The sequence below is a fragment of the Pseudogemmobacter hezensis genome (genome assembly GCF_013155295.1).
Classification (GTDB): Bacteria; Pseudomonadota; Alphaproteobacteria; order Rhodobacterales; family Rhodobacteraceae; genus Pseudogemmobacter; species Pseudogemmobacter hezensis.
Map to the genome: position 1 here is coordinate 15,267 of NZ_JABJXT010000005.1, position 17,125 is coordinate 32,391.

The window sequence follows — 17,125 nt, forward strand, 5'->3', positions numbered from 1 at the left end:
GCGCTCGGGTGAGAGATGCGTATGATGAATGGAGAAAAGAGATGAGTGTGAGAGATCTGATTCCCCAAAGCTGGACGCGCAACCTGCCCTGGTGGCGCAGCCGTGAGAGCCAGCAACCCGCGCAATGGCGCGAAAGCACTCCAGCCCGGGAGGAAAGTGGCGACCCTTTTGTGAGCTTCCACCGCGAGGTGGACCGGTTGTTCGACGACTTTTTCCGCTCTTTCGGCATCCGCTTGCCGTCCTTTTCTGGCAATGGGGCTGGCTGGGCGACACCGGCCTGGGGCGCGACCTGGCCCAGCGTCGAGATTGCCGAGACCGACACGGCGATCCGGGTGACGGCCGAACTGCCCGGTCTTGAAGAGAAGGATGTCGAGGTCCTGTTCGAGGATGGGCTTCTGACCCTGCGCGGCGAAAAGAGTTCGACGACCGAAGATCGCGAGCGCCACTTCTCGGAGCGGGTCTATGGCCGTTTCGAGCGGCACATCCCTTTGCCGCCGGGGATCGATGAGAATGCCATCGAGGCGGGATTTCGCAATGGCGTTCTCACCGTCACGTTGCCACGAACCGAGGCGTCCCGCGCGCAAGTCAGGCGTATTCCGCTGACGCACTGATCCGCGCCTCTTCTGTTCCACGCATTGGAGGATGACATGCAACTTGTGAAAGGAGACCTTACGTCCGCCGGCCCGTCCGCCTTTGCCGCTGGCGGTGCAGACTGGAGCTCGTGCCTGCCAGAGGGCAGCCGGGCCGTGATCTGGAAGCCCGCGAAATCTGCGATGACCTCGGGACGGGCGCGTACAAAACGCTGGCGCTTGCGCATAGAGCGACAAAGCGCGCCCTGGATCGAGCCGCTGATGGGCTGGACCGCGGATGATGATGTGGCGCAGCAAATCGAGCTCGGCTTTCCCGATCTCGAGGCCGCGATCCGCCATGCGCGCCGTCTTGGTCTGCCCTATGAGGTGCAGATGCCCCCGGGCACCGACCTCAGGCGCGGCAGTCCGGTCCTGGTCGCCACATCGCCCGGAGTGGCAGCGCCGTGCGGTGATGCGGATCTTTCGCGGCAGGCGGCCTGAAAGGGGCGGCCATGAATCCGCTCGTAGCACTCGATTGTCAGCGCGTACTGCCTGATCGCTTCGGGCTGGTCATGGCGGTGGCGGCGCGGACCCGCGCCCTGCGTGAGGGCGCGCCGCCCCGGCTGGATGATGCGCCAGACAGCGAGACGGAAACCGCGCTTTGCGAAATCGCGGCAGGCCTGTTCAGCCCCGAGGAGCTGGGTGCCTTCCTTCCGCCTGCCGCGCCGAAGCGGCTGGCTAAGCCCCACTGACCAAATGCCAACCATCTGATGAAAGGAGGAAAATGATGATCGCAAACTGGACTTCCACACAAGACAGCACATTCAACCGCCTTGTCGCGGGCGCGGCGATTGTTGCGGGCCTTCTTCTGACCCTGTTGCCGCTGGCCATTTCTCTGCCGACGGCTGCGTTTTGGGGCACCCTTCTGACCGGCCTCGTCCTTGTCGGCATGGGCGGTTGGAGCCTGTGGTCTCCGCATGAGGCCGCTGACCGGCTGCTATTGCTCGCCGCGCTATGGCTGGCGATCAGCCCCTGGGCCACGATGGCGGGGCACCCGTTCTGGCTGAATGCGCTGCATGTCGCGGTGGGGCTCGGTCTCGCGGGATGCAGCGGTCTTCGGCTCTGGTCCGCCCGTGCGCAGCGCCGTCGTGGAACCGGCGGGGCGACAACCGCCTGAGGCAGACGGGCCGGCCCTTTCAGGGGCCGGCCTTTTACGACAAGGAGATGTTCCATGGCTTCGGTTCGTGTTCCACCGTTTCGCTGGCTGCTCGTTTTGATGACTGCGGCGCTGGTGGTTTTGACCCCATTCCCCTCTCGGGGCGAGACGGCTTTCATTCAGGATGATCGCGGCGTTCTGACCGCCGCGCCGATGCTGGAGCGGGTCACGCCCGCCATCGTCAATATCGCCACCCGAACAGAAGTGGAGATCAACGCCAATCCCCTGTTCAACGATCCCTTCTTCCGCCGCTTCTTCGACCTGCCGCCGGGGGCGTCTCCGCAGCCGCGCAGTCAGCCGCGTATGAGTGCAGGTTCCCGGGCCAGGATCTCGCGGGCCGGGTGGCTGGCAATGGCAACCGAATGTTCCGCCGAGATCTCCCCTGCCGCGATCAGCGCATGATAGCGGTTGCAGCAGATCCGCAGGAATGAGGTGAAATTGCCGAGGTCGTGATCGACATCCACCGCCTCATGCCAGAGCCGGGTGATAAGTTGCGCGACGGTCATCCCGTCGCCCGGGCCGATCTCGGTCAGGGTTTCCCGGAAATGGTTCTTGATCCGGATCGAGGTGGCGACCCCGTCGATGCGTAGGGAATAGATCTGCTCGCCCTCGAAATCATGGATCGCGGTCTTGAACGTATCGCCCGCGGTTTTGTCGGGGCCGCCCGCGTTGATGCTATGGCCGTGCCAGAAGCGTTTGGAACGGGACCATGGTCTCATAGCCCTCGGTGAAATCGCCGGTGATTATCAGGATCTTCGCCATCTCGCATCCTCCCTCGGCTCGCGGTGCGGGAAGGATAGGGCAGGGCAGGGCAAGACTGCGTAGGTGTTAGCAGAGAACAACATAGAATGTGGGCAACCGCGGGAGCGGACCCGCGATACAGTCTTGGAGCATCACATGGGGTTTCGACCCCGAGGATTGTCAGGTCATGACGTGTCCCGTCGCGGGTTTCCCAACTGAAGCGCGCACCGTTGCGAAGGCCGATCAGTGCAATACCGATTGGCGTTGCAACCGAGACTTTTCCTGCCGAAATATCGGCCTGCTCAGGCAGAACCAGCGTGATGAGCTGATCTCTTCCGGTTGTGTCATCGCGGAATCGCACATGGCTGCCGAGACCGATCGCGTCAGCTGGAACCTCCTGCGCCGGAAGGGTTTTCGCCCTGGCGAGTTCATCGAAGAAATGAGCGGCCAGTGCCTGATTACGATGCTCCAGGCCTTCGGCCAGCTTTTCAAGGATCGGCATCGCCTCTTCGGAAATCACGATATCGGGCCGGGGCATATGTTCGAGCATCTAAAGGCTCCTCTTCGGGCCATGCGTTTGTGTTCGGGAGTGCTGTGAAAAAGCCGGAACGATCTTCGCCTTCTTGAGGCGCTTTCCCATGAGCCTTTCAGCAAGCCGGGCGCAGAGATCGTTTCTTGCTCATGCGGATCAAGCTGGGGTCTAGCCGAGCGGAAGTCAAGAAACCGCAGTTGCGGTCGACGGGCAGAGGCCGCCTCGGCCCGCTCTCTCGCACCCTGCCGTAAGGATTGTCTGGACAGTTTTCTCTGTGCGCCCCTAGGCTGAGCCGATCTGTTCGGTATCTTTCGGTGAACCATGGCTGAACGCCTGTTTTCAAGACTGGATGACGTCTTCGGGGAGGCCGATTGGCTTGCCGATCTCAAGGGGGCTGTCCTCGCCGTCGATTGGGCAAACACTGCTGCAGGTCCCGTCAGCAACTGGTCGCCCGCCTTGCGCTCAACCATACGAACAATGCTCTATGCCGCCTCACCCATGGCAGTATTGATCGGCCGCGAAGGTATCGTCATTTGTAATGAGGCAGCACGTGAGATTTTCGGGGATGCCTGGGCACAGGCGCAGGGCAAGCCAATATTCTACTCTCTTCCGGTTGCGCGGAAATTCTACCGCGACAAGATCGACGATGCCTATCGTGGCCTGAGCCATCGGCTGAAAGACCAGCCGATCCGTCTTTTCCGGGACGGTGCGGCGGTGACCTGTTGGTTCAATCTCGGCCTCTCGCCGATCATGGGGGATGATGGCGAGATCTTCGGCATGCTTATGGCCGCGAGTGAAACCACTGCGCATGTCCGGACACGGCGAGAACTGCTGCTCGTGCAAGAGCGTATGGAGGTCGCGCTTGAGGCAGGTGGTATCGTCGGGACATGGGATTTTGATATCCGAACGCGCAAGATGATCATCGATGGCGCCCTCGCTGAACAATACGGCATCCCCTCTGCCGAAGCGCGGTCGGGTATCATGATAGAGACCCTGTTTGAGATCCTGCATGAACAGGATCGTGCCAGGGTTCTGGCTGCGGTCGAGGAGGCAGTGGCCACCGGGAGCAAGTTTCACAGCCGGTTCCGCACGATCACGCCGGACGGCGCCCTGCACTGGTATGTCGCATCCGGAAGGCCAGCTCGGGACGAGGCCGAAGCCATCACGAGCTTTGCGGGGATTCTGATCGACACGACAAGCCAGTCGGAAGTTGCCGCCGCACTGGAGGCAAGTAATCTAAGATTCGATACTCTGGTCGAGGCTATTCCGCAGATCGTCTGGAGTACGGATCCGCAGGGAAACCACGATTTCTTCAACCAGCGCTGGACTGATTTCACCGGCATTGACCATGCCGATATCACCCCATCAACCTGGACCGACTTGGTCCATCCCGATGACTGGGACCGTGTGGCTCAGACCTGGGCCCGATGCCTCGAGACCGGGGAAGCCTACGACATCGACTATCGCTTCAGGCATAAAGGGGGCAATTACAGATGGTTGCGTGTCATCGCACTGCCCATGCGGGATACCGACGGTGAGATCACGCGCTGGTATGGCACGTCAACCGATATCCAGGATGCCAAACTCCTCGAGACCGAGCGCGAACTCGTCAACCGCGAGCTTGACCACCGCATCGGCAACCTCTTCGCAGTCGTCAACGGCTTGATTGGGCTCTCCTCTCGCGATGCCGAAGACATCGAGAGTTTCGCGAGTCAGCTGAAAAGCCGGCTGTCAGCGCTTCACAAAGCGCACCAACTCGGCAAAGCAGCTGTCGCAAGCAAACCTGTCTCGCTAGGCAGTTTACTCGCCGAGATCCTTGCGCCCTACCGGCAGGTGGCGTGGAGCACTCTGGCCGACGACGCAGACGCGCTGATGCTAAAACCGGAATCGGTTTCTTCCTTCGCTCTGGTTCTGCATGAGCTGGCGACAAATTCAGCTAAGTATGGGGCGCTCTCCTGCCCCGATGGGCATCTCGAAATGAGCCTGGCTGAACGTGAGGGCGAGGTCGTCATCGAATGGCTTGAGCAGGGAGCCAGCGAGACTGCGCCTGGCAATAGCGCAGGGGGATTTGGGTCGAAGCTGCTGACTGCGATCATCGAAGGACATTTCCGGGGCAGGTTCGAGCGAGATCTGAGGCCCGAGGGAAACCGCATTGCTCTGCACATCCCTCGGGTAGCATTCGGGGATCAGGGTGCGCCGGAATAGCATCGTTCCGGATGGCGCTGAGCTGACGTACAGTAGTAACAGGGCGTTCCTCTATTGAAAGATCAGCATTTGGTCTTTTGCGTCCAATAGTCTCCAGTCACCCGGCGCTAGATCTTCAGGCAGGCGCAGATCGCCCAGCCTTTCCCTGTATAACTCCAACACGTGATTGCCACATGCCGCAAACATGCGGCGCACCTGATGATAACGGCCTTCTGTAATCGTCAGAAGGGCTTCCTGATCTGTGACCACCTCCAGAAGGACTGGGGCGAGAGGTTTGTCATCACCTTTCAGCGTCAGGCTGCCGGAAGCAAACACCGCCGCCTCATCGCCGTTGAGTGGGCGGGCAAGCCGCGCACGATAGGTTTTCCTGACCCGCTGCCGGGGGCTGGTAACCCGATGCAGAAGATCGCCGTCATCCGTCAACAACAGCAATCCTGAGGTCTGCTTGTCGAGCCGTCCCACGGCCGAGATCCCGGGAACTCGCCGCTTCCAGCGCTGCGGCAGGCAATCATAGACCAGAGCTCCGCTTTCCTTATGGGAACATGTAGCGCCCACGGGCTTGTTCAGCAGGATCACGATCCCCGGCAGAGGATCAAGCGCTTCACCATTGATGTTCATGCGCGCTACCAGATCGGGCGTGACTGGAATCCGCATGGTGACGTCACTGATCGCTTCCGCATCAAATACGATACGGCCTGCTTTTGCCAGCCATCCGATCTCGGAACGTGTCCCATACCCCATGGAGGACAGCAATTTGTCGATACGTGAGCTTGAGATCTTGGATATGGTATTGATCCTCTGTCAGATAGAACGATGGGAAGCCCCCCAAAGTCCGGTGGATCGCTGGAGCGACGCATCCAGGGGGTTACAGTGAAGCTGCCACCTGGGGAGTGAGGGCGACGCCCTGCTTTCTCAGACCGTCGTCGATCAGACTGAAGACCTCGTTGCGACAGGCCATTGCGAGATCATGCTGGGGCACCCAGTACTTTACCCGATAGGTGATCCCTTGTGGGCTGAACTGCGCCACCTGAACTTCGGGAGGTTTGTTCTTCACGATGGACGTCGCCCTTGAAAGCGCCGCCTGGACAAGCGTCTTCGCATCGGAGACGGAGAGGGTCACAGGCAGGGTCAGTTCGGCATGATCCCGGTATTCCGGCCTTGGCGCGCTATAGTTTGTGATCCGCTGACGCGATATCTGGCTGTTGGGCAGGATCACATGCGTGCTGTCCCGCGTGATCAGCCGTGTGCTGCGCCAGCCGATTTCCTGTACACGCCCCTGTGCCAGACCGTCGATACCGACCCAATCGCCAATCCGGAAGGGGGCCTCAAGTCCAAGGGCAAGGCCAGAGAACGTATCTGCCACAACATTACGGATGGCAAAGCCAAGCACGGCCAGAACAAGGCCGGAGCCGGTCAGGATGCCCGAAAGATCCTGGCGGAAAAAGAGCGACAGGCTCGCCAGCGTTGCTGCGGCGAACAGGGCAACGCGAAAGAGGTCCAACGCCACTTTTGGCACCGGTCGCCTGCCCTTGCGGCGCGGTGTCAGGCGGGCGGAACTGACGGCATGGAGGAGATGCGCACCAAGAAAGAGCGCGGCTGCGATGGCGGCGCTGCGAACCGGCTCCCACCAATCTGGTTCTATCTGAAGGGTCGCGAGTATCGGATGACCAAACAGCGCAAATGCGACCAGGACACTCAGCAGAGCTGCCAGCTGCAGAGGTGGATTGCGCATACCAGCCCCCGTCATTCGCTGTCCGCCTTCCCCTCTTGCCGCTTAGTGCCGATGCGGGAGGGTCGTATGGGCTGCGGGCGGGGCTGCGCCGTCCTCGAGCCGGAGAACGGGATAAGGCAGAGCGGACAGCGATGCGCGGCGGCACGGGGAACATCCTCACCGCAGGCAGGACAAGTGATGGGCAACAGAGCGCGATACATGAGGGAAACCTTCCGGCAGAACATAAACAGGGCATCTTCCCCGGCCCCGTCACCTGCCATTTGGCTTAGGCTAACGGAGCCGGGGCGGCGCATGCGCCTGTTGAGCGCAAATGTTCAGAGGCATGGGGCCAGGGCGGCGCATGACGACATCACTCTTCCGGAAGGTTTTGGACTGTTTCGATCCTGACTTCTGATATGGTCCTTTTTCAAAATCTTTCAATGAGTTGATCTGGTCTGCCTTCGCATCGTGTCCTAAAGGCTGCAAAGAGAGCGGAGTGTCTGCGGATTGCCTTGAAACAGATGAGAGCCCTCAGCTTGATGATGACTGTCCGCCGACTGTCGCTACAAGATCTGTTCGGGGATGAGGGCTTCTATCAGGGCTGAGCGGAAAAAAGGTTGCTGAGGTCAGTCGTTTCATCAGCTTCGTCGGTCCATACCCTGAACATGGTCAGTTGATGCGGCCCGAAAGAATGGATCAGAGGAATATCGGTCGCATCCCGTCCGCGCGCGATCACGACACGGCCGATACGTGGCTCATTGTGGCGGGCGTCGAGGGTGAACCAGCGGTCCTCCAGCCAGATCTCGCACCAGGCGTTGAAATCCATTGGTGCCGGGTTCGGGGCCACACCGATATCGCCGAGGTAACCATTGGCATAGCGGGCCGGGATGTTCATGCAGCGGCAGAGTGTGATCGCGAGATGGGCAAAGTCACGGCAGACGCCGACCCTCTCCCGCCAGGCCTCTGCTGCGGTGCGGGTTGCCCGCGCATGCTCATACCCGAAGGTGAGGTGGCTGTTCACATAGTCGAAGATCGCCCGTACCCGCGTCCAGCCCGGTGCCAGATTGCCAAAGAGTTCCCAGGCCTCTGCCATCATGAGATCGGTTTCGCAGTAGCGGCTCGCGAGCAGGTAACCGAGAGCCTCGTCCGGTAAATCGCTGACGGAGCATTCTCGCGCCGTCTCGTCCCATTGATCAGGCCGGCCTTCCACCTCGACCAGACTGTCACGCGAGAGGCGCGTCGCACCGGCAGGCGCAGTCAGCCGCAGGCAGGAATTGCCATAGGGGTCGATATATGTCCGGTTGGGGACTGAAGGCTCGATCTGCACCCCGCTGGTCCTGACCATGTTTCCGGCCAGATCCGGATGTGGGTCCAGCAGCGCGATCACTTCCGTTGGCTGACCGCAGGTGATCTCGATCTCATATCCCAACCTGATAAGCACATTCATACCCCGCACATGACAGAGGAAGAACGTTTCCGGGCGAGACAGGTTCCGATGCGAGGATATGCGGCGGGCCGCGGCAGAGTCCCGCCGATGATGGTGGTGGGTTCGGAACCGGGCCTCCGGGCAGGACGTTTCCCTTGCACGAGTGTTTTGAGTGAAAGGAGAGAATGCCATGGACCATACCAGACATATCCGCCTGAACGACACTGAACTGACCGAGGCTGTCCTGAACGGAGCTACCATCTACGGCCCCGGCGATGAGAAGATCGGCCATGTTTCTGAAGTACATGGGCAGGGCAATGCCGCTCAGGTCGTTGTCGATGTCGGCGGCTTCCTGGGCATCGGGGCGAAGCCGGTGGCTGTGCCTGCGCGTGACCTCGAGTTCATGCGCGATGAGAGCAATGCCGTCCATGCGGTGACCCGCTGGACCAAGGACGAGCTGAAGGCACTGCCGGAACATCGCCACTGATCAGGGACGTATTGGCCGCCCGCCCGCCGGGGGTGGGCGGCTCCACTCAGGGAGGACGTCATGAAGACGCTTCAGGATGCCTTTGAGCATACGTTGCAGGATATCTACTGGGCCGAGAACGCGCTCTTGAAGGCGCTGCCCAGGGTTTCGAAGTCTGTGAACAATGCCGAACTGAAGGCAGCTTTCGATGATCACCTGACCGAGACGAAGGGCCATGTCGCCACGCTCGACAAGGTGTTCAAATCCATTGGCAAGAAAGCCTCTGGCGAGAAATGCGATGCCATGGCCGGCCTTCTGAAAGAGGCCGATGGGCTGATCGAAGAGGCCGAAGGACACGCGCTTGACGTGGCGCTGATCGGCGCGGCGCAGGCTGTCGAGCATTACGAGATCGCCCGATATGGCACCTTGCGCGAATGGGCGAAGGTTCTGGGACATGATGAGGCCCATACCTTGCTCGGCTCCGTTCTCGATGAGGAAAAGGCTGCCAATGCGAAGCTGACCGCGCTGGCGGTCATGGCCGTGAACGAGGCCGGCAACAAGCGGAAGTGATCTTGCAAGGGGCGGCCCCGGACCCTGGGCCCGCCATTGCAGATCAACGCCGGACGGCGCGGGCACCCCAGATCAGGATGCATGCGCCGACGGCTCCGGCGACCAGATAGCCGAGCCAGCCTCCGAACGAGACCCCCAGCAGGCCGAAGAGGAATCGTGCGACTGCTGCTCCGATGATGCCGAGCAGGACGTTCAGGAAGATGCCGGTATCGGACTTCATGAAGCTCGATGCGATCCAGCCGGCAAGGCCGCCGATGATGATGGCTGCGATCCAGCCGATGCTCTCATTGTCCATTCATCCCTCCTGTTGGTTCGGTAACGCCGGTAAGCCGGTCCAGATGTACTTTGCGAAACGCGCCCATTTCTTTCCGATACCTTCCGGCGCGTCCCGGGGCAGGTTCGTCGCGGCGGTGAGGGCACTCCTGCAAGTCCCAGGTCAGACCGCCCGGCGCCTTCTTACCTCGCCTGACAGTATCTGCGCGGACGTTTCATTTTACGCACGGCCACCTCGCGGATGTCGCGCGCGATGACGACGCCGATCTCAGCGCAGGCCGTGATCCCCTGGACGAAGGGCCGATCATGCATCAGCCAGGGGATCGATCCTAGCCATATCCGGCTGGCGAAATCAGCGCAGTTGAGCAGGGCGTAATCCTCGTCGACCTGCGGGATCTCCTGATCGGCCTGCAGCAAGGCATTTCGGAGCGTCGGGAAGGGCAGGTCTTTTGTTGAGAGGGGTTTCTGGCCGCGCGCATCAATGAACGTGTCGAATGTCCATGTTTCCCCCTTCGCCTTGATCACCGTTTTCGGGCCCTCTCGCCGCAAATCGTAATCCTCGCCAAGGGGCAGAATTTTTAGGATGCCGGCTTCGCGCAGGGCGAGCAATCGGCGGATCGATTCCGAAGGTACGGCGGCGTAGTTATCGACAAATAAATTTTTCAGGCCCTTGTCGAAACGCGCGCGATCCTCTTCCGAAAATTCGGGGACCAGATCTTCGATCTGCTCATGCATGCGCAGAATGGCGTATCGCCAGGGTATAGTGATGCGGGCGGCCTTGTTGCCTTCGACCTCGCGCAGGTTTTCGCGCGCCCAGCGGAACGGGTCACTGGCCTCGCGCGCGGCGAAATAGGCGTCGGGAAAGCTGTCGGCATCGAGCTTTGCGAGATTGATACCTGCGGCCCAGGCCGGATCGGCTTCGGCAATCTCGCGGGCGAATAACGCGAAGACATCATCCAGCCGTGCGCCCTCTGTCTTCAACGTATCGAGAGCGGCTTCCGTCATCACCTTTAGCGGCTCATAGGGAATGGGGCAATAGAAATCAGCTTCAGGCAAAACACCGGTCCAGGACATGAGGGTAACGCTCAGCCCATCACTGGTTGACGTGAAGATCAGATCCTCGCCTTTGTGCCAGAACCGTCCATGCTGGTTCACGACCGCCATGGCCGCGTCAATCGAGCTGAGGGAGGTTCCCATGATGCCGACGCGACAGGCAGGGATCTCCGCGTCGATGAGGCCCGACCAGGGGCTGGGAAACCAGCTGCGCGTGGCCTCTTCCTCATCGGGGAAGACATGGCCAGTGGCCAGGATTACCCTGTCAAATATGGTGTCGACGGGGCCGTTTGCCGTGAGGATTCCGATGCCGCTTCCGTCGGGCTGTAAGTCGGTGACTTCTGTGCTTTCCATGACCTCGACCTCATGTCCGGTGGCTCGGGCCCGGTCGATCAGTTCCAGAAGCTGGTCGCGGAAGTATTCTCCGAGTAACAGGCGCGGTGTGAATTGGCGCGCGTCCAGGTCCTCTGGGTCGAGCCCGTAATCGCGGAGGCGCGCATCGGGCTGTCCCTCCAGCCAGTCAAGATATGGCCCGACTAAGGGCGGGATCTCGATGCTCGCGATATTTGCGAGCATCGCCTTGCTGGATGTTTCGGGGGAATATGGCATGCCGATACCGGCTTTCTCGCCGCGCTCGAACAACCAGATCGACAGGGGGTCGGGATGGTCGATGAGGTGGCGGAGTGTGTAGATGCCAGTCGGGCCGGTGCCGATGATCGCGATGCGTTGTGCCATGCGGGGTCTCATTTCTGCCGTTAAGATTGCATCTGCTGCCATTGATCTGAACAATGTCCGGTCTGGGGCTGCGGCGGTGTGGTTTGACGCAATGCCTGCCCGACCGTTGCGGCGCGGTGACATCGCCGATCCTGCTTGGCCCTTCGGCAATCTGGCGGCTGGCGGTGAACTCCTCACCATAGCGGATCGCCATGATGTCGAGCGTCTGGCGCGTGGCCATCACCGCGCCATGGCCGGGGCGGGCATGGTCGGAATGGCCGTGGGTCACAAGCGCCCGGTCAACCGGGCGGAGGGGGTCGATGTAGAAATCCCCTGCGGCACAATAAAGCCCCGCTTCGGTGGGATAGACGATCTCCTCCGCCCCGAGCCTCATGCCAGATCACGCAAACCCGCTTCGCGCGCCCAATAGCGGTGCTTGGCGGTATCGGGCAGGTCTTCCCAGGGGCCGACGCCCGCGCCATCCTCGATCCCGGCGCGGGTCAGGATCACGCCCGATCCCTTGCAATAGCCGATGGCCTTGAGATGGGCGAAAGCATCCATGACAAAGCCGATCGCCGCACTGTCTCGCGCCAGCTTTTCGGCCTGATCCGGCATCAGGATCATCGCAATCGCGTCGAACAGAACCGAAGGGCTGCCGGCAAGCTGTCCGTCCGGGGTGATTGTACCGCCCTTCAGCTTCAGCGGCCCCACTTTGGGCGCGATGGTGAAAACCGTGCCGCCTTCGGCCTCGATGGCCCTGGTCAGCTTGTCGATCCCGGCCTTGTCCGATCCTTCGGCGATCAGGAGGCCGACCTTGCGGCCCTTGAGCGTCTCATGCCAGTTCTTCTGGATCGACAGCGCGTCCGACGGGTCAAGATCCAGCGGCTCTCGGAAGGGTTTGGCGGGCGCGGGCAGGTCGATGCCAAGCCCATCGGCGACCCGCGCGCTGAGATCCTTCTCGATCAGTTGCAGATGCGACAGCACCCGTTCGCGCACATGATCCAGCCCGACTTTCGACAACTCAAAGACGAAGGCCGAGGCGATATGCGCCTGCTCATTCTCGGTCATGGATCGCCAATACATGCGCGGCTGGCTGTAGTGATCGCCGAAGGTTTCAGAGCGGATGCGCAGCGTGTCGCCTGCAACTGCCTCGCGGGCGCTGACAAAGCCCTCGGCACTGGCGCGCGGTCCGGGATCCTCGCCCGCTTGGTCGAGGCTGTTGGGCTCGTAATTCGCGCGGCCCTTCGGCACCTGTACCTGCATCAGCCCGTCGCGCATCATATTGGCATAGGGGCATTTCGGCGCATTCACCGGGATCTGGTGGAAATTCGTCGTGCCGAGGCGCGATTTCTGCGTGTCGAGGTATGAAAACAGCCGCCCCTGCAGCAGAGGATCATCCGAGAAATCGATCCCCGGCACGATGTTCGAGGGCAGAAAGGCCGCCTGTTCGTTCTCGGCGAAATGGTTGTCGGGGTTTCGGTTCAGCACCATGCGGCCGACCACCCGCAGGGGCACGATTTCTTCGGGGATGATCTTGGTGGGGTCAAGTACGTCATAAGGCAGGCCGTCGGCCAGTTCCTGATCAAAGACCTGCACAGCGAAATCCCATTCCGGGAAATCCCCGGCCGCGATGGCCTCATACAGGTCGCGCCGGTGGTAGTCGTTATCCGCCCCCTGCAATTTGGCGCTTTCGTCCCAGATCAGCGATTGGGTTCCTGGAACCGGGCGCCAGTGGAATTTGACAAAACTGACCTTGCCCTCGTCATTGACGAATTTGAAGGTGTGGACGCCGAACCCTTCCATCATGCGCAAGGATCGTGGGATGGCACGGTCTGACATAGCCCAGATGACGGTGTGCAGGCTTTCCGGCATCAGCGAGACGAAATCCCAGAACGTGTCATGGGCCGATGCCGCCTGCGGATAGCCGCGATCTGCCTCCATCTTTACCGAATGCACGAGGTCGGGGAATTTGATCGCGTCCTGGATGAAAAAGACCGGGATGTTGTTGCCGACCAGATCCCAATTGCCCTGATCGGTGTAGAATTTGACCGCAAAGCCCCGCACGTCGCGTGGTGTGTCGACCGATCCCGCGCCGCCTGCGACGGTGGAAAAGCGCACGAAAACCGGGGTTTCCTTGCCCTTCTCGGACAGAAGGCTCGCCCTTGTCAGTTCAGGTATCGGGTGGGTGCAGGTGAAGACCCCATGCGCCGCCGAGCCACGCGCATGGACGATCCGCTCGGGGATGCGCTCATGGTCGAAATGAAAGATCTTCTCGCGCAGGAGAAAGTCTTCCAGCAGCGTCGGGCCACGCGCGCCTGCACGCAGAGAATTCTGATTGTCGGAAACCGGAATGCCGTGGTTCGTGGTCAACAGAGCGCCGCCGCGCTGCTGCGTCTCACCCGCATTTCCGGTCTTGGTGTCGTAAGGTTTGCGTGCCATCTGTCCTGCCTTTCAAAGGTGGGAAAGGGTGGCGCTGTGGGGCCCATGTCCTGTGTGGGCATCTCCGAGGCCCGTGGCGCCGGCTCTGTCGTGAGGCGGGGCGCGCGCCATATCAGCGCGCGCGCGCCCCGCGAACTTTTGTGGCGTGTCAGAGGCGGTAGCTGAACCCGCCCCATATACGGCCGTCATCGCGATGACGGCCGCCGCGCACGGCACCGGAGACGGCTGCCGCACCCGCGACCAGAGCCGCGGCCGTCAACAGGAAGGCGGTCAGGATCGCACTTTTGCGGGCTGTCTCGGCTGCGGCGATCGCGGCCTCCTCGGCCTCTTGTGCAAGACGCTCGGCCTCTGCCTGCGCCTCGGCCACCGCACCTGCGGCCTGCTCACGCACTTCCTGGACGGCGGTCACAGCCTGATCCACGCGCGCCTCGACCTCGGCCTCGCTCTGTCCGGTGCGCCGCGCAACGGCAGCGATCAGGAAAGCGCGATCATCTTCAGAGATCTCGCCGGTCCGCAGGACATTGCCCAGAACCAGACCGCTCTGGCGCGCGAGTTCTGCGTCATCCATCGACGGCGTGCCCGGCGAGGTGGTGCCGTCCGCCTGCTGCACGCCCTGACGCATCGCGCCGACTTCAGGGCGCATCAGGGTGCTGTTGATATAGTCCATCAGCCCCTCATCTGCATCATCTGGAATTGCTGCGCCCGCTGCTTGCGCCACCCCCTGAACAGCGCCGCCGACCGCATTGCCTGCGCCCTGAGCCATGCCCCCGACGGCCGCTCCGGTCGCTGTCGCTGCCGTGCCTACGGCGGAAACCGCACCGCTGATGGCGCCCGCAGCCATCCATGCCGTCACCAGCATGCCGAGGCCCCAGACAACGAGGCCGTTGATACCGTCGCGTGCCGCGACCTCATCGGCGGATGCATCATCGACGCGCCGCCGCATCCGCCCGGCAATATAGCCGCCGGCGAGATAGCTTGCGACCAGCGTGATGACGAGCCAGAGCGCCGTTACGATCAGCCAGAGATTGAGCGAACCCTCACCCGGCTCGGCCGAAATCGTCGAGAGGCCCAGAGCGGCCCCGAATGCGGTGAATATACCGGCCGTCGCCGCGGCAACGACCGCGCCACCGAATACCGCAGCCCAGTCGATATAGGCCCCGCCGGTCTCAAAGCGCGGGGCCGAGGCGGCAGTCATGGTTTCTGTACGTTCCATTCCAGCCCCTCCTCAGCGCAGGCCAAGAAACGACAGGATGGCAAGAACCACGACCACAAGGCCGACCAGATAGATGATGCTGTGCATGAACGTCCCTCCCGGAAATGCCTGTTCAGGCGATTACAGATAAAACTGAGGATGCAGCGGGGGCGTCGGGTGCCGCATCCAGAGGGAAACGCAAACGATGTATTCTGGTTCCTTCTTTGACGAGCGAGCCGAGACGACGTTGCGTCACCCGGACAGGCAGCTCAGTTCAGGCGCCAGATTTCGAAATTCAGCAGCGTGGCAAAGGAAACCCAGGCGTAATAGGGAATGAACAGGCCCGCCGAAAGCTTGTCTTGCGGCAGCGCCCGCAGAATGAAAACAATGATCGTGGCGAGCAGAAGGGCGATCACCACCAGGGCGAGGCCCGGGTTTTCCAGCCCGAAGAAAGCAGGCGACCAGGCATAGTTCAGCAGCAGTTGCAGGCCCCAGAGGGCGCGGAGGCTCGGGGCTCCGGATCCGCTGTCTGCTGCCCTCTCATATACCCGCCAGCCCACAAGGCCGATGATCACGTAAAGCACGGTCCAGACCGGGCCGAACAACCAGTTCGGCGGGTTGAAAGCGGGTTTGGCGAGGCTTTCATACCAGGGGCCGGGGATGTTGAGCCAACCGATCACCCAGCCTGCGAGAACCACAGGAATGACGAAAAGGGCTGCTTTCAGGGACATGCTTTGATCCTTTGCGGGAGGGTGCCCTGGTCCGCCGCGGTCCGCCGCGTCACCGACCCGCCGCCATGGCCAGGCAGGATTGGGCCAGACAGGATTGCGGCCCGCGCGGGAGCAGAGCGGGCCGCAACTTTCCGGAAAGGGAGGGAAAAACCTTTCCGGATGAAAACCGTGCTCAGCGCCGACGGTCGCCGGACAGAACGCCACTGAGCAGCATACCGGCAGCAAGGCCGATGAGACCGACAGTCGAGAGCACCGTGGCGGTCGTGCCGGGATTGTCGCGCATCGCGCCAACGGCGACATGGGCCTGTTCACGGACATGGGCAACGGCCTGATGGGCGCGGCCCTTGCCATCCTCAAATGCCTCTTCTGCGTCGTCCATTGCATCCGAAGCGCGCGATGCAAGTGACTTGCTGATCTTCGACATTTCCTTTTTCAGATCGGCGATCTGCTTTTCGAGATCGGCGCGGATATCATTTGCGGCATCGGCCATCACTGCACTCCATTATATCACCAGACGGGCCAAGGGCCTCGGCTAGGGAAATGCGCCGAGGCCGATCTGGTTCCGGGAAATGACGCAGCGTTCTTTGCAATCAAATGAGGCGTGTAATGGATGCGGCACGCGTGAGGTCCTCGGTCAATGCGCTCCGCAATTTCCTGGCTGCCTCTCCGCTTTGCCGGAGTATCGCCGAGGGGTGCCAGGTGATCAGCACCGGCCCCCCATGCAGCCCGGTTTCCACTTGCCCGCGCCGATCGGCAAGGGGGACGGCATTGCCGGTCAGCGCGAAAGCTGCCGAGGCGCCGAGCGCGACGACAAGTTCGGGCTGAATGAAGGCCAGTTCCAGCCCCAGCCACCAGCGACAATGCTCGATCTCCTGGCGGTTCGGATTCTGATGCAGACGACGCTTGCCGCGCGGTGCGAACTTGAAATGTTTCACCGCATTGGTGAGCCATACCGCAGCAGGGTCCATCCCGGCCGCCGCCATGCTATCGCGCAGCAGCTGGCCAGCCGGGCCGATGAAGGGTCGGCCCTCCAGATCCTCACGGTCGCCGGGCTGCTCGCCGACCAGCATCAGGCGGGCAGACCTCGGCAACCAGGCGCTGGAAGCCCGGTCGGGCGACCAGACCGGATCCGGAGCGTCCCAAGCTATCGTCGACGACCCGGACCTCGGCGAAGCCGGTGTCGCGGGCGGCTTCGGCCAACTGATATTGCCGCTTCTGGCTTTCAAGATTGCCCAGCACCTAACCTATCGTCGACTGACGGACATAGACGACTGCGCTGCGGGCGAG

Annotated in this window: 19 protein-coding genes; 7 read left to right on the top strand and 12 right to left on the bottom strand. The window is 61.6% G+C overall.

Annotated features, from left to right (window positions below; translation table 11 throughout):
- The first annotated feature begins 41 nt into the window (after window positions 1-41).
- The 4 genes from HOY34_RS06905 to HOY34_RS06920 are packed head-to-tail and all read left to right on the top strand — an operon-like array spanning window position 42 to window position 1,746.
- Window positions 42-611, top strand: a complete 570-nt coding sequence (locus HOY34_RS06905) for an Hsp20/alpha crystallin family protein (protein WP_172361223.1) — start codon at window positions 42-44, stop codon at window positions 609-611.
- A 36-nt stretch (window positions 612-647) separates the two neighbouring features.
- On the top strand, window positions 648-1,070 hold the full coding sequence (locus tag HOY34_RS06910; protein ID WP_172361225.1) for an NADH dehydrogenase ubiquinone Fe-S protein 4: 423 nt from the start codon (window positions 648-650) through the stop codon (window positions 1,068-1,070).
- Between the two features lie 11 nt (window positions 1,071-1,081).
- Window positions 1,082-1,321: a DNA-directed RNA polymerase subunit omega gene (locus tag HOY34_RS06915; RefSeq protein WP_172361248.1), complete on the top strand. Its 240-nt coding sequence runs from the start codon at window positions 1,082-1,084 to the stop codon at window positions 1,319-1,321.
- A gap of 35 nt (window positions 1,322-1,356) precedes the next feature.
- On the top strand, window positions 1,357-1,746 hold the full coding sequence (locus tag HOY34_RS06920; RefSeq protein ID WP_172361250.1) for a hypothetical protein: 390 nt from the start codon (window positions 1,357-1,359) through the stop codon (window positions 1,744-1,746).
- Window positions 1,747-2,078: 332 nt separating this feature from the next.
- On the opposite strand, the gene HOY34_RS06925 is transcribed toward HOY34_RS06920, so the two are convergent.
- Window positions 2,079-2,504: a ribbon-helix-helix domain-containing protein gene (locus HOY34_RS06925; protein WP_172361252.1), complete on the bottom strand. Its 426-nt coding sequence runs from the start codon at window positions 2,502-2,504 to the stop codon at window positions 2,079-2,081.
- A complete protein-coding gene (gene rnk, locus HOY34_RS22025; RefSeq protein ID WP_172361254.1) occupies window positions 2,501-3,076 on the bottom strand; it encodes a nucleoside diphosphate kinase regulator in 576 nt (191 codons plus the stop codon). The genes HOY34_RS06925 and rnk overlap by 4 nt, the downstream gene beginning before the upstream one ends.
- A 303-nt stretch (window positions 3,077-3,379) precedes the next feature.
- Here rnk and HOY34_RS06935 point away from each other — a divergent pair, with 303 nt between their 5' ends.
- Window positions 3,380-5,263 (top strand): PAS domain-containing HWE histidine kinase family protein, encoded by a 1,884-nt coding sequence (locus HOY34_RS06935; protein ID WP_172361256.1) that lies wholly within the window; start codon window positions 3,380-3,382, stop codon window positions 5,261-5,263.
- A 51-nt stretch (window positions 5,264-5,314) separates the two neighbouring features.
- Here HOY34_RS06935 and HOY34_RS06940 read toward each other — a convergent pair whose 3' ends face one another.
- The 3 genes from HOY34_RS06940 to HOY34_RS06950 form a co-directional block, all read right to left on the bottom strand.
- Window positions 5,315-6,016 (bottom strand): pseudouridine synthase, encoded by a 702-nt coding sequence (locus tag HOY34_RS06940; RefSeq protein WP_253944278.1) that lies wholly within the window; start codon window positions 6,014-6,016, stop codon window positions 5,315-5,317.
- A gap of 112 nt (window positions 6,017-6,128) precedes the next feature.
- Window positions 6,129-6,995 carry a mechanosensitive ion channel family protein gene (locus tag HOY34_RS06945; protein WP_253944279.1) on the bottom strand — a complete coding sequence of 289 codons (867 nt, stop codon included), beginning with the start codon at window positions 6,993-6,995 and terminating at the stop codon, window positions 6,129-6,131.
- Between the two features lie 574 nt (window positions 6,996-7,569).
- Window positions 7,570-8,421 (bottom strand): transglutaminase-like domain-containing protein, encoded by an 852-nt coding sequence (locus HOY34_RS06950; RefSeq protein ID WP_216654672.1) that lies wholly within the window; start codon window positions 8,419-8,421, stop codon window positions 7,570-7,572.
- A 169-nt stretch (window positions 8,422-8,590) separates the two neighbouring features.
- On the opposite strand from HOY34_RS06950, the gene HOY34_RS06955 reads away from it, so the two are divergent.
- Window positions 8,591-8,887, top strand: coding sequence for a PRC-barrel domain-containing protein (locus HOY34_RS06955; RefSeq protein WP_112309776.1), 297 nt, complete (start codon window positions 8,591-8,593; stop codon window positions 8,885-8,887).
- A gap of 60 nt (window positions 8,888-8,947) precedes the next feature.
- Window positions 8,948-9,436 (top strand): YciE/YciF ferroxidase family protein, encoded by a 489-nt coding sequence (locus HOY34_RS06960; RefSeq protein ID WP_172361260.1) that lies wholly within the window; start codon window positions 8,948-8,950, stop codon window positions 9,434-9,436.
- Between the two features lie 43 nt (window positions 9,437-9,479).
- Here HOY34_RS06960 and HOY34_RS06965 read toward each other — a convergent pair whose 3' ends face one another.
- The 7 genes from HOY34_RS06965 to HOY34_RS06995 form a co-directional block, all read right to left on the bottom strand.
- A complete protein-coding gene (locus HOY34_RS06965; protein ID WP_112309774.1) occupies window positions 9,480-9,731 on the bottom strand; it encodes a GlsB/YeaQ/YmgE family stress response membrane protein in 252 nt (83 codons plus the stop codon).
- A 161-nt stretch (window positions 9,732-9,892) separates the two neighbouring features.
- Entirely contained in the window at window positions 9,893-11,497 is a 1,605-nt protein-coding gene (locus HOY34_RS06970; RefSeq protein ID WP_172361262.1) for an FAD-NAD(P)-binding protein, read from the bottom strand.
- A 369-nt stretch (window positions 11,498-11,866) separates the two neighbouring features.
- Entirely contained in the window at window positions 11,867-13,915 is a 2,049-nt protein-coding gene (locus HOY34_RS06975; protein ID WP_172361264.1) for a catalase, read from the bottom strand.
- Between the two features lie 148 nt (window positions 13,916-14,063).
- The gene (locus tag HOY34_RS06980; protein WP_253944280.1) at window positions 14,064-15,128 is read right to left on the bottom strand and encodes a hypothetical protein; all 1,065 of its coding nucleotides are present in this window, start codon (window positions 15,126-15,128) and stop codon (window positions 14,064-14,066) included.
- Between the two features lie 248 nt (window positions 15,129-15,376).
- The gene (locus tag HOY34_RS06985) at window positions 15,377-15,838 is read right to left on the bottom strand and encodes a TspO/MBR family protein (RefSeq protein WP_172361266.1); all 462 of its coding nucleotides are present in this window, start codon (window positions 15,836-15,838) and stop codon (window positions 15,377-15,379) included.
- Window positions 15,839-16,010: 172 nt separating this feature from the next.
- Window positions 16,011-16,328 (bottom strand): hypothetical protein, encoded by a 318-nt coding sequence (locus HOY34_RS06990; RefSeq protein ID WP_172361268.1) that lies wholly within the window; start codon window positions 16,326-16,328, stop codon window positions 16,011-16,013.
- A gap of 100 nt (window positions 16,329-16,428) precedes the next feature.
- Window positions 16,429-17,064 carry a UdgX family uracil-DNA binding protein gene (locus tag HOY34_RS06995; protein WP_436645072.1) on the bottom strand — a complete coding sequence of 212 codons (636 nt, stop codon included), beginning with the start codon at window positions 17,062-17,064 and terminating at the stop codon, window positions 16,429-16,431.
- Window positions 17,065-17,125 lie beyond the last annotated feature (61 nt).

Excerpts from the sequence above, each read along its gene's own strand:
- HOY34_RS06975 (WP_172361264.1), bottom strand. The coding sequence starts at position 13,915 with ATGGCACGCAAACCTTACGACACCAAGACCGGAAATGCGGGTGAGACG.
- HOY34_RS06965 (WP_112309774.1), bottom strand. The coding sequence starts at position 9,731 with ATGGACAATGAGAGCATCGGCTGGATCGCAGCCATCATCATCGGCGGC.
- HOY34_RS06910 (WP_172361225.1), top strand. The coding sequence starts at position 648 with ATGCAACTTGTGAAAGGAGACCTTACGTCCGCCGGCCCGTCCGCCTTT.
- HOY34_RS06955 (WP_112309776.1), top strand. The coding sequence starts at position 8,591 with ATGGACCATACCAGACATATCCGCCTGAACGACACTGAACTGACCGAG.
- HOY34_RS06950 (WP_216654672.1), bottom strand. The coding sequence starts at position 8,421 with ATGAATGTGCTTATCAGGTTGGGATATGAGATCGAGATCACCTGCGGT.
- HOY34_RS06915 (WP_172361248.1), top strand. The coding sequence starts at position 1,082 with ATGAATCCGCTCGTAGCACTCGATTGTCAGCGCGTACTGCCTGATCGC.
- HOY34_RS06980 (WP_253944280.1), bottom strand. The coding sequence starts at position 15,128 with ATGGAACGTACAGAAACCATGACTGCCGCCTCGGCCCCGCGCTTTGAG.
- HOY34_RS06985 (WP_172361266.1), bottom strand. The coding sequence starts at position 15,838 with ATGTCCCTGAAAGCAGCCCTTTTCGTCATTCCTGTGGTTCTCGCAGGC.
- rnk (WP_172361254.1), bottom strand. The coding sequence starts at position 3,076 with ATGCTCGAACATATGCCCCGGCCCGATATCGTGATTTCCGAAGAGGCG.
- HOY34_RS06935 (WP_172361256.1), top strand. The coding sequence starts at position 3,380 with ATGGCTGAACGCCTGTTTTCAAGACTGGATGACGTCTTCGGGGAGGCC.
- HOY34_RS06920 (WP_172361250.1), top strand. The coding sequence starts at position 1,357 with ATGATCGCAAACTGGACTTCCACACAAGACAGCACATTCAACCGCCTT.
- HOY34_RS06960 (WP_172361260.1), top strand. The coding sequence starts at position 8,948 with ATGAAGACGCTTCAGGATGCCTTTGAGCATACGTTGCAGGATATCTAC.
- HOY34_RS06990 (WP_172361268.1), bottom strand. The coding sequence starts at position 16,328 with ATGGCCGATGCCGCAAATGATATCCGCGCCGATCTCGAAAAGCAGATC.
- HOY34_RS06925 (WP_172361252.1), bottom strand. The coding sequence starts at position 2,504 with ATGAGACCATGGTCCCGTTCCAAACGCTTCTGGCACGGCCATAGCATC.
- HOY34_RS06945 (WP_253944279.1), bottom strand. The coding sequence starts at position 6,995 with ATGCGCAATCCACCTCTGCAGCTGGCAGCTCTGCTGAGTGTCCTGGTC.
- HOY34_RS06970 (WP_172361262.1), bottom strand. The coding sequence starts at position 11,497 with ATGGCACAACGCATCGCGATCATCGGCACCGGCCCGACTGGCATCTAC.
- HOY34_RS06905 (WP_172361223.1), top strand. The coding sequence starts at position 42 with ATGAGTGTGAGAGATCTGATTCCCCAAAGCTGGACGCGCAACCTGCCC.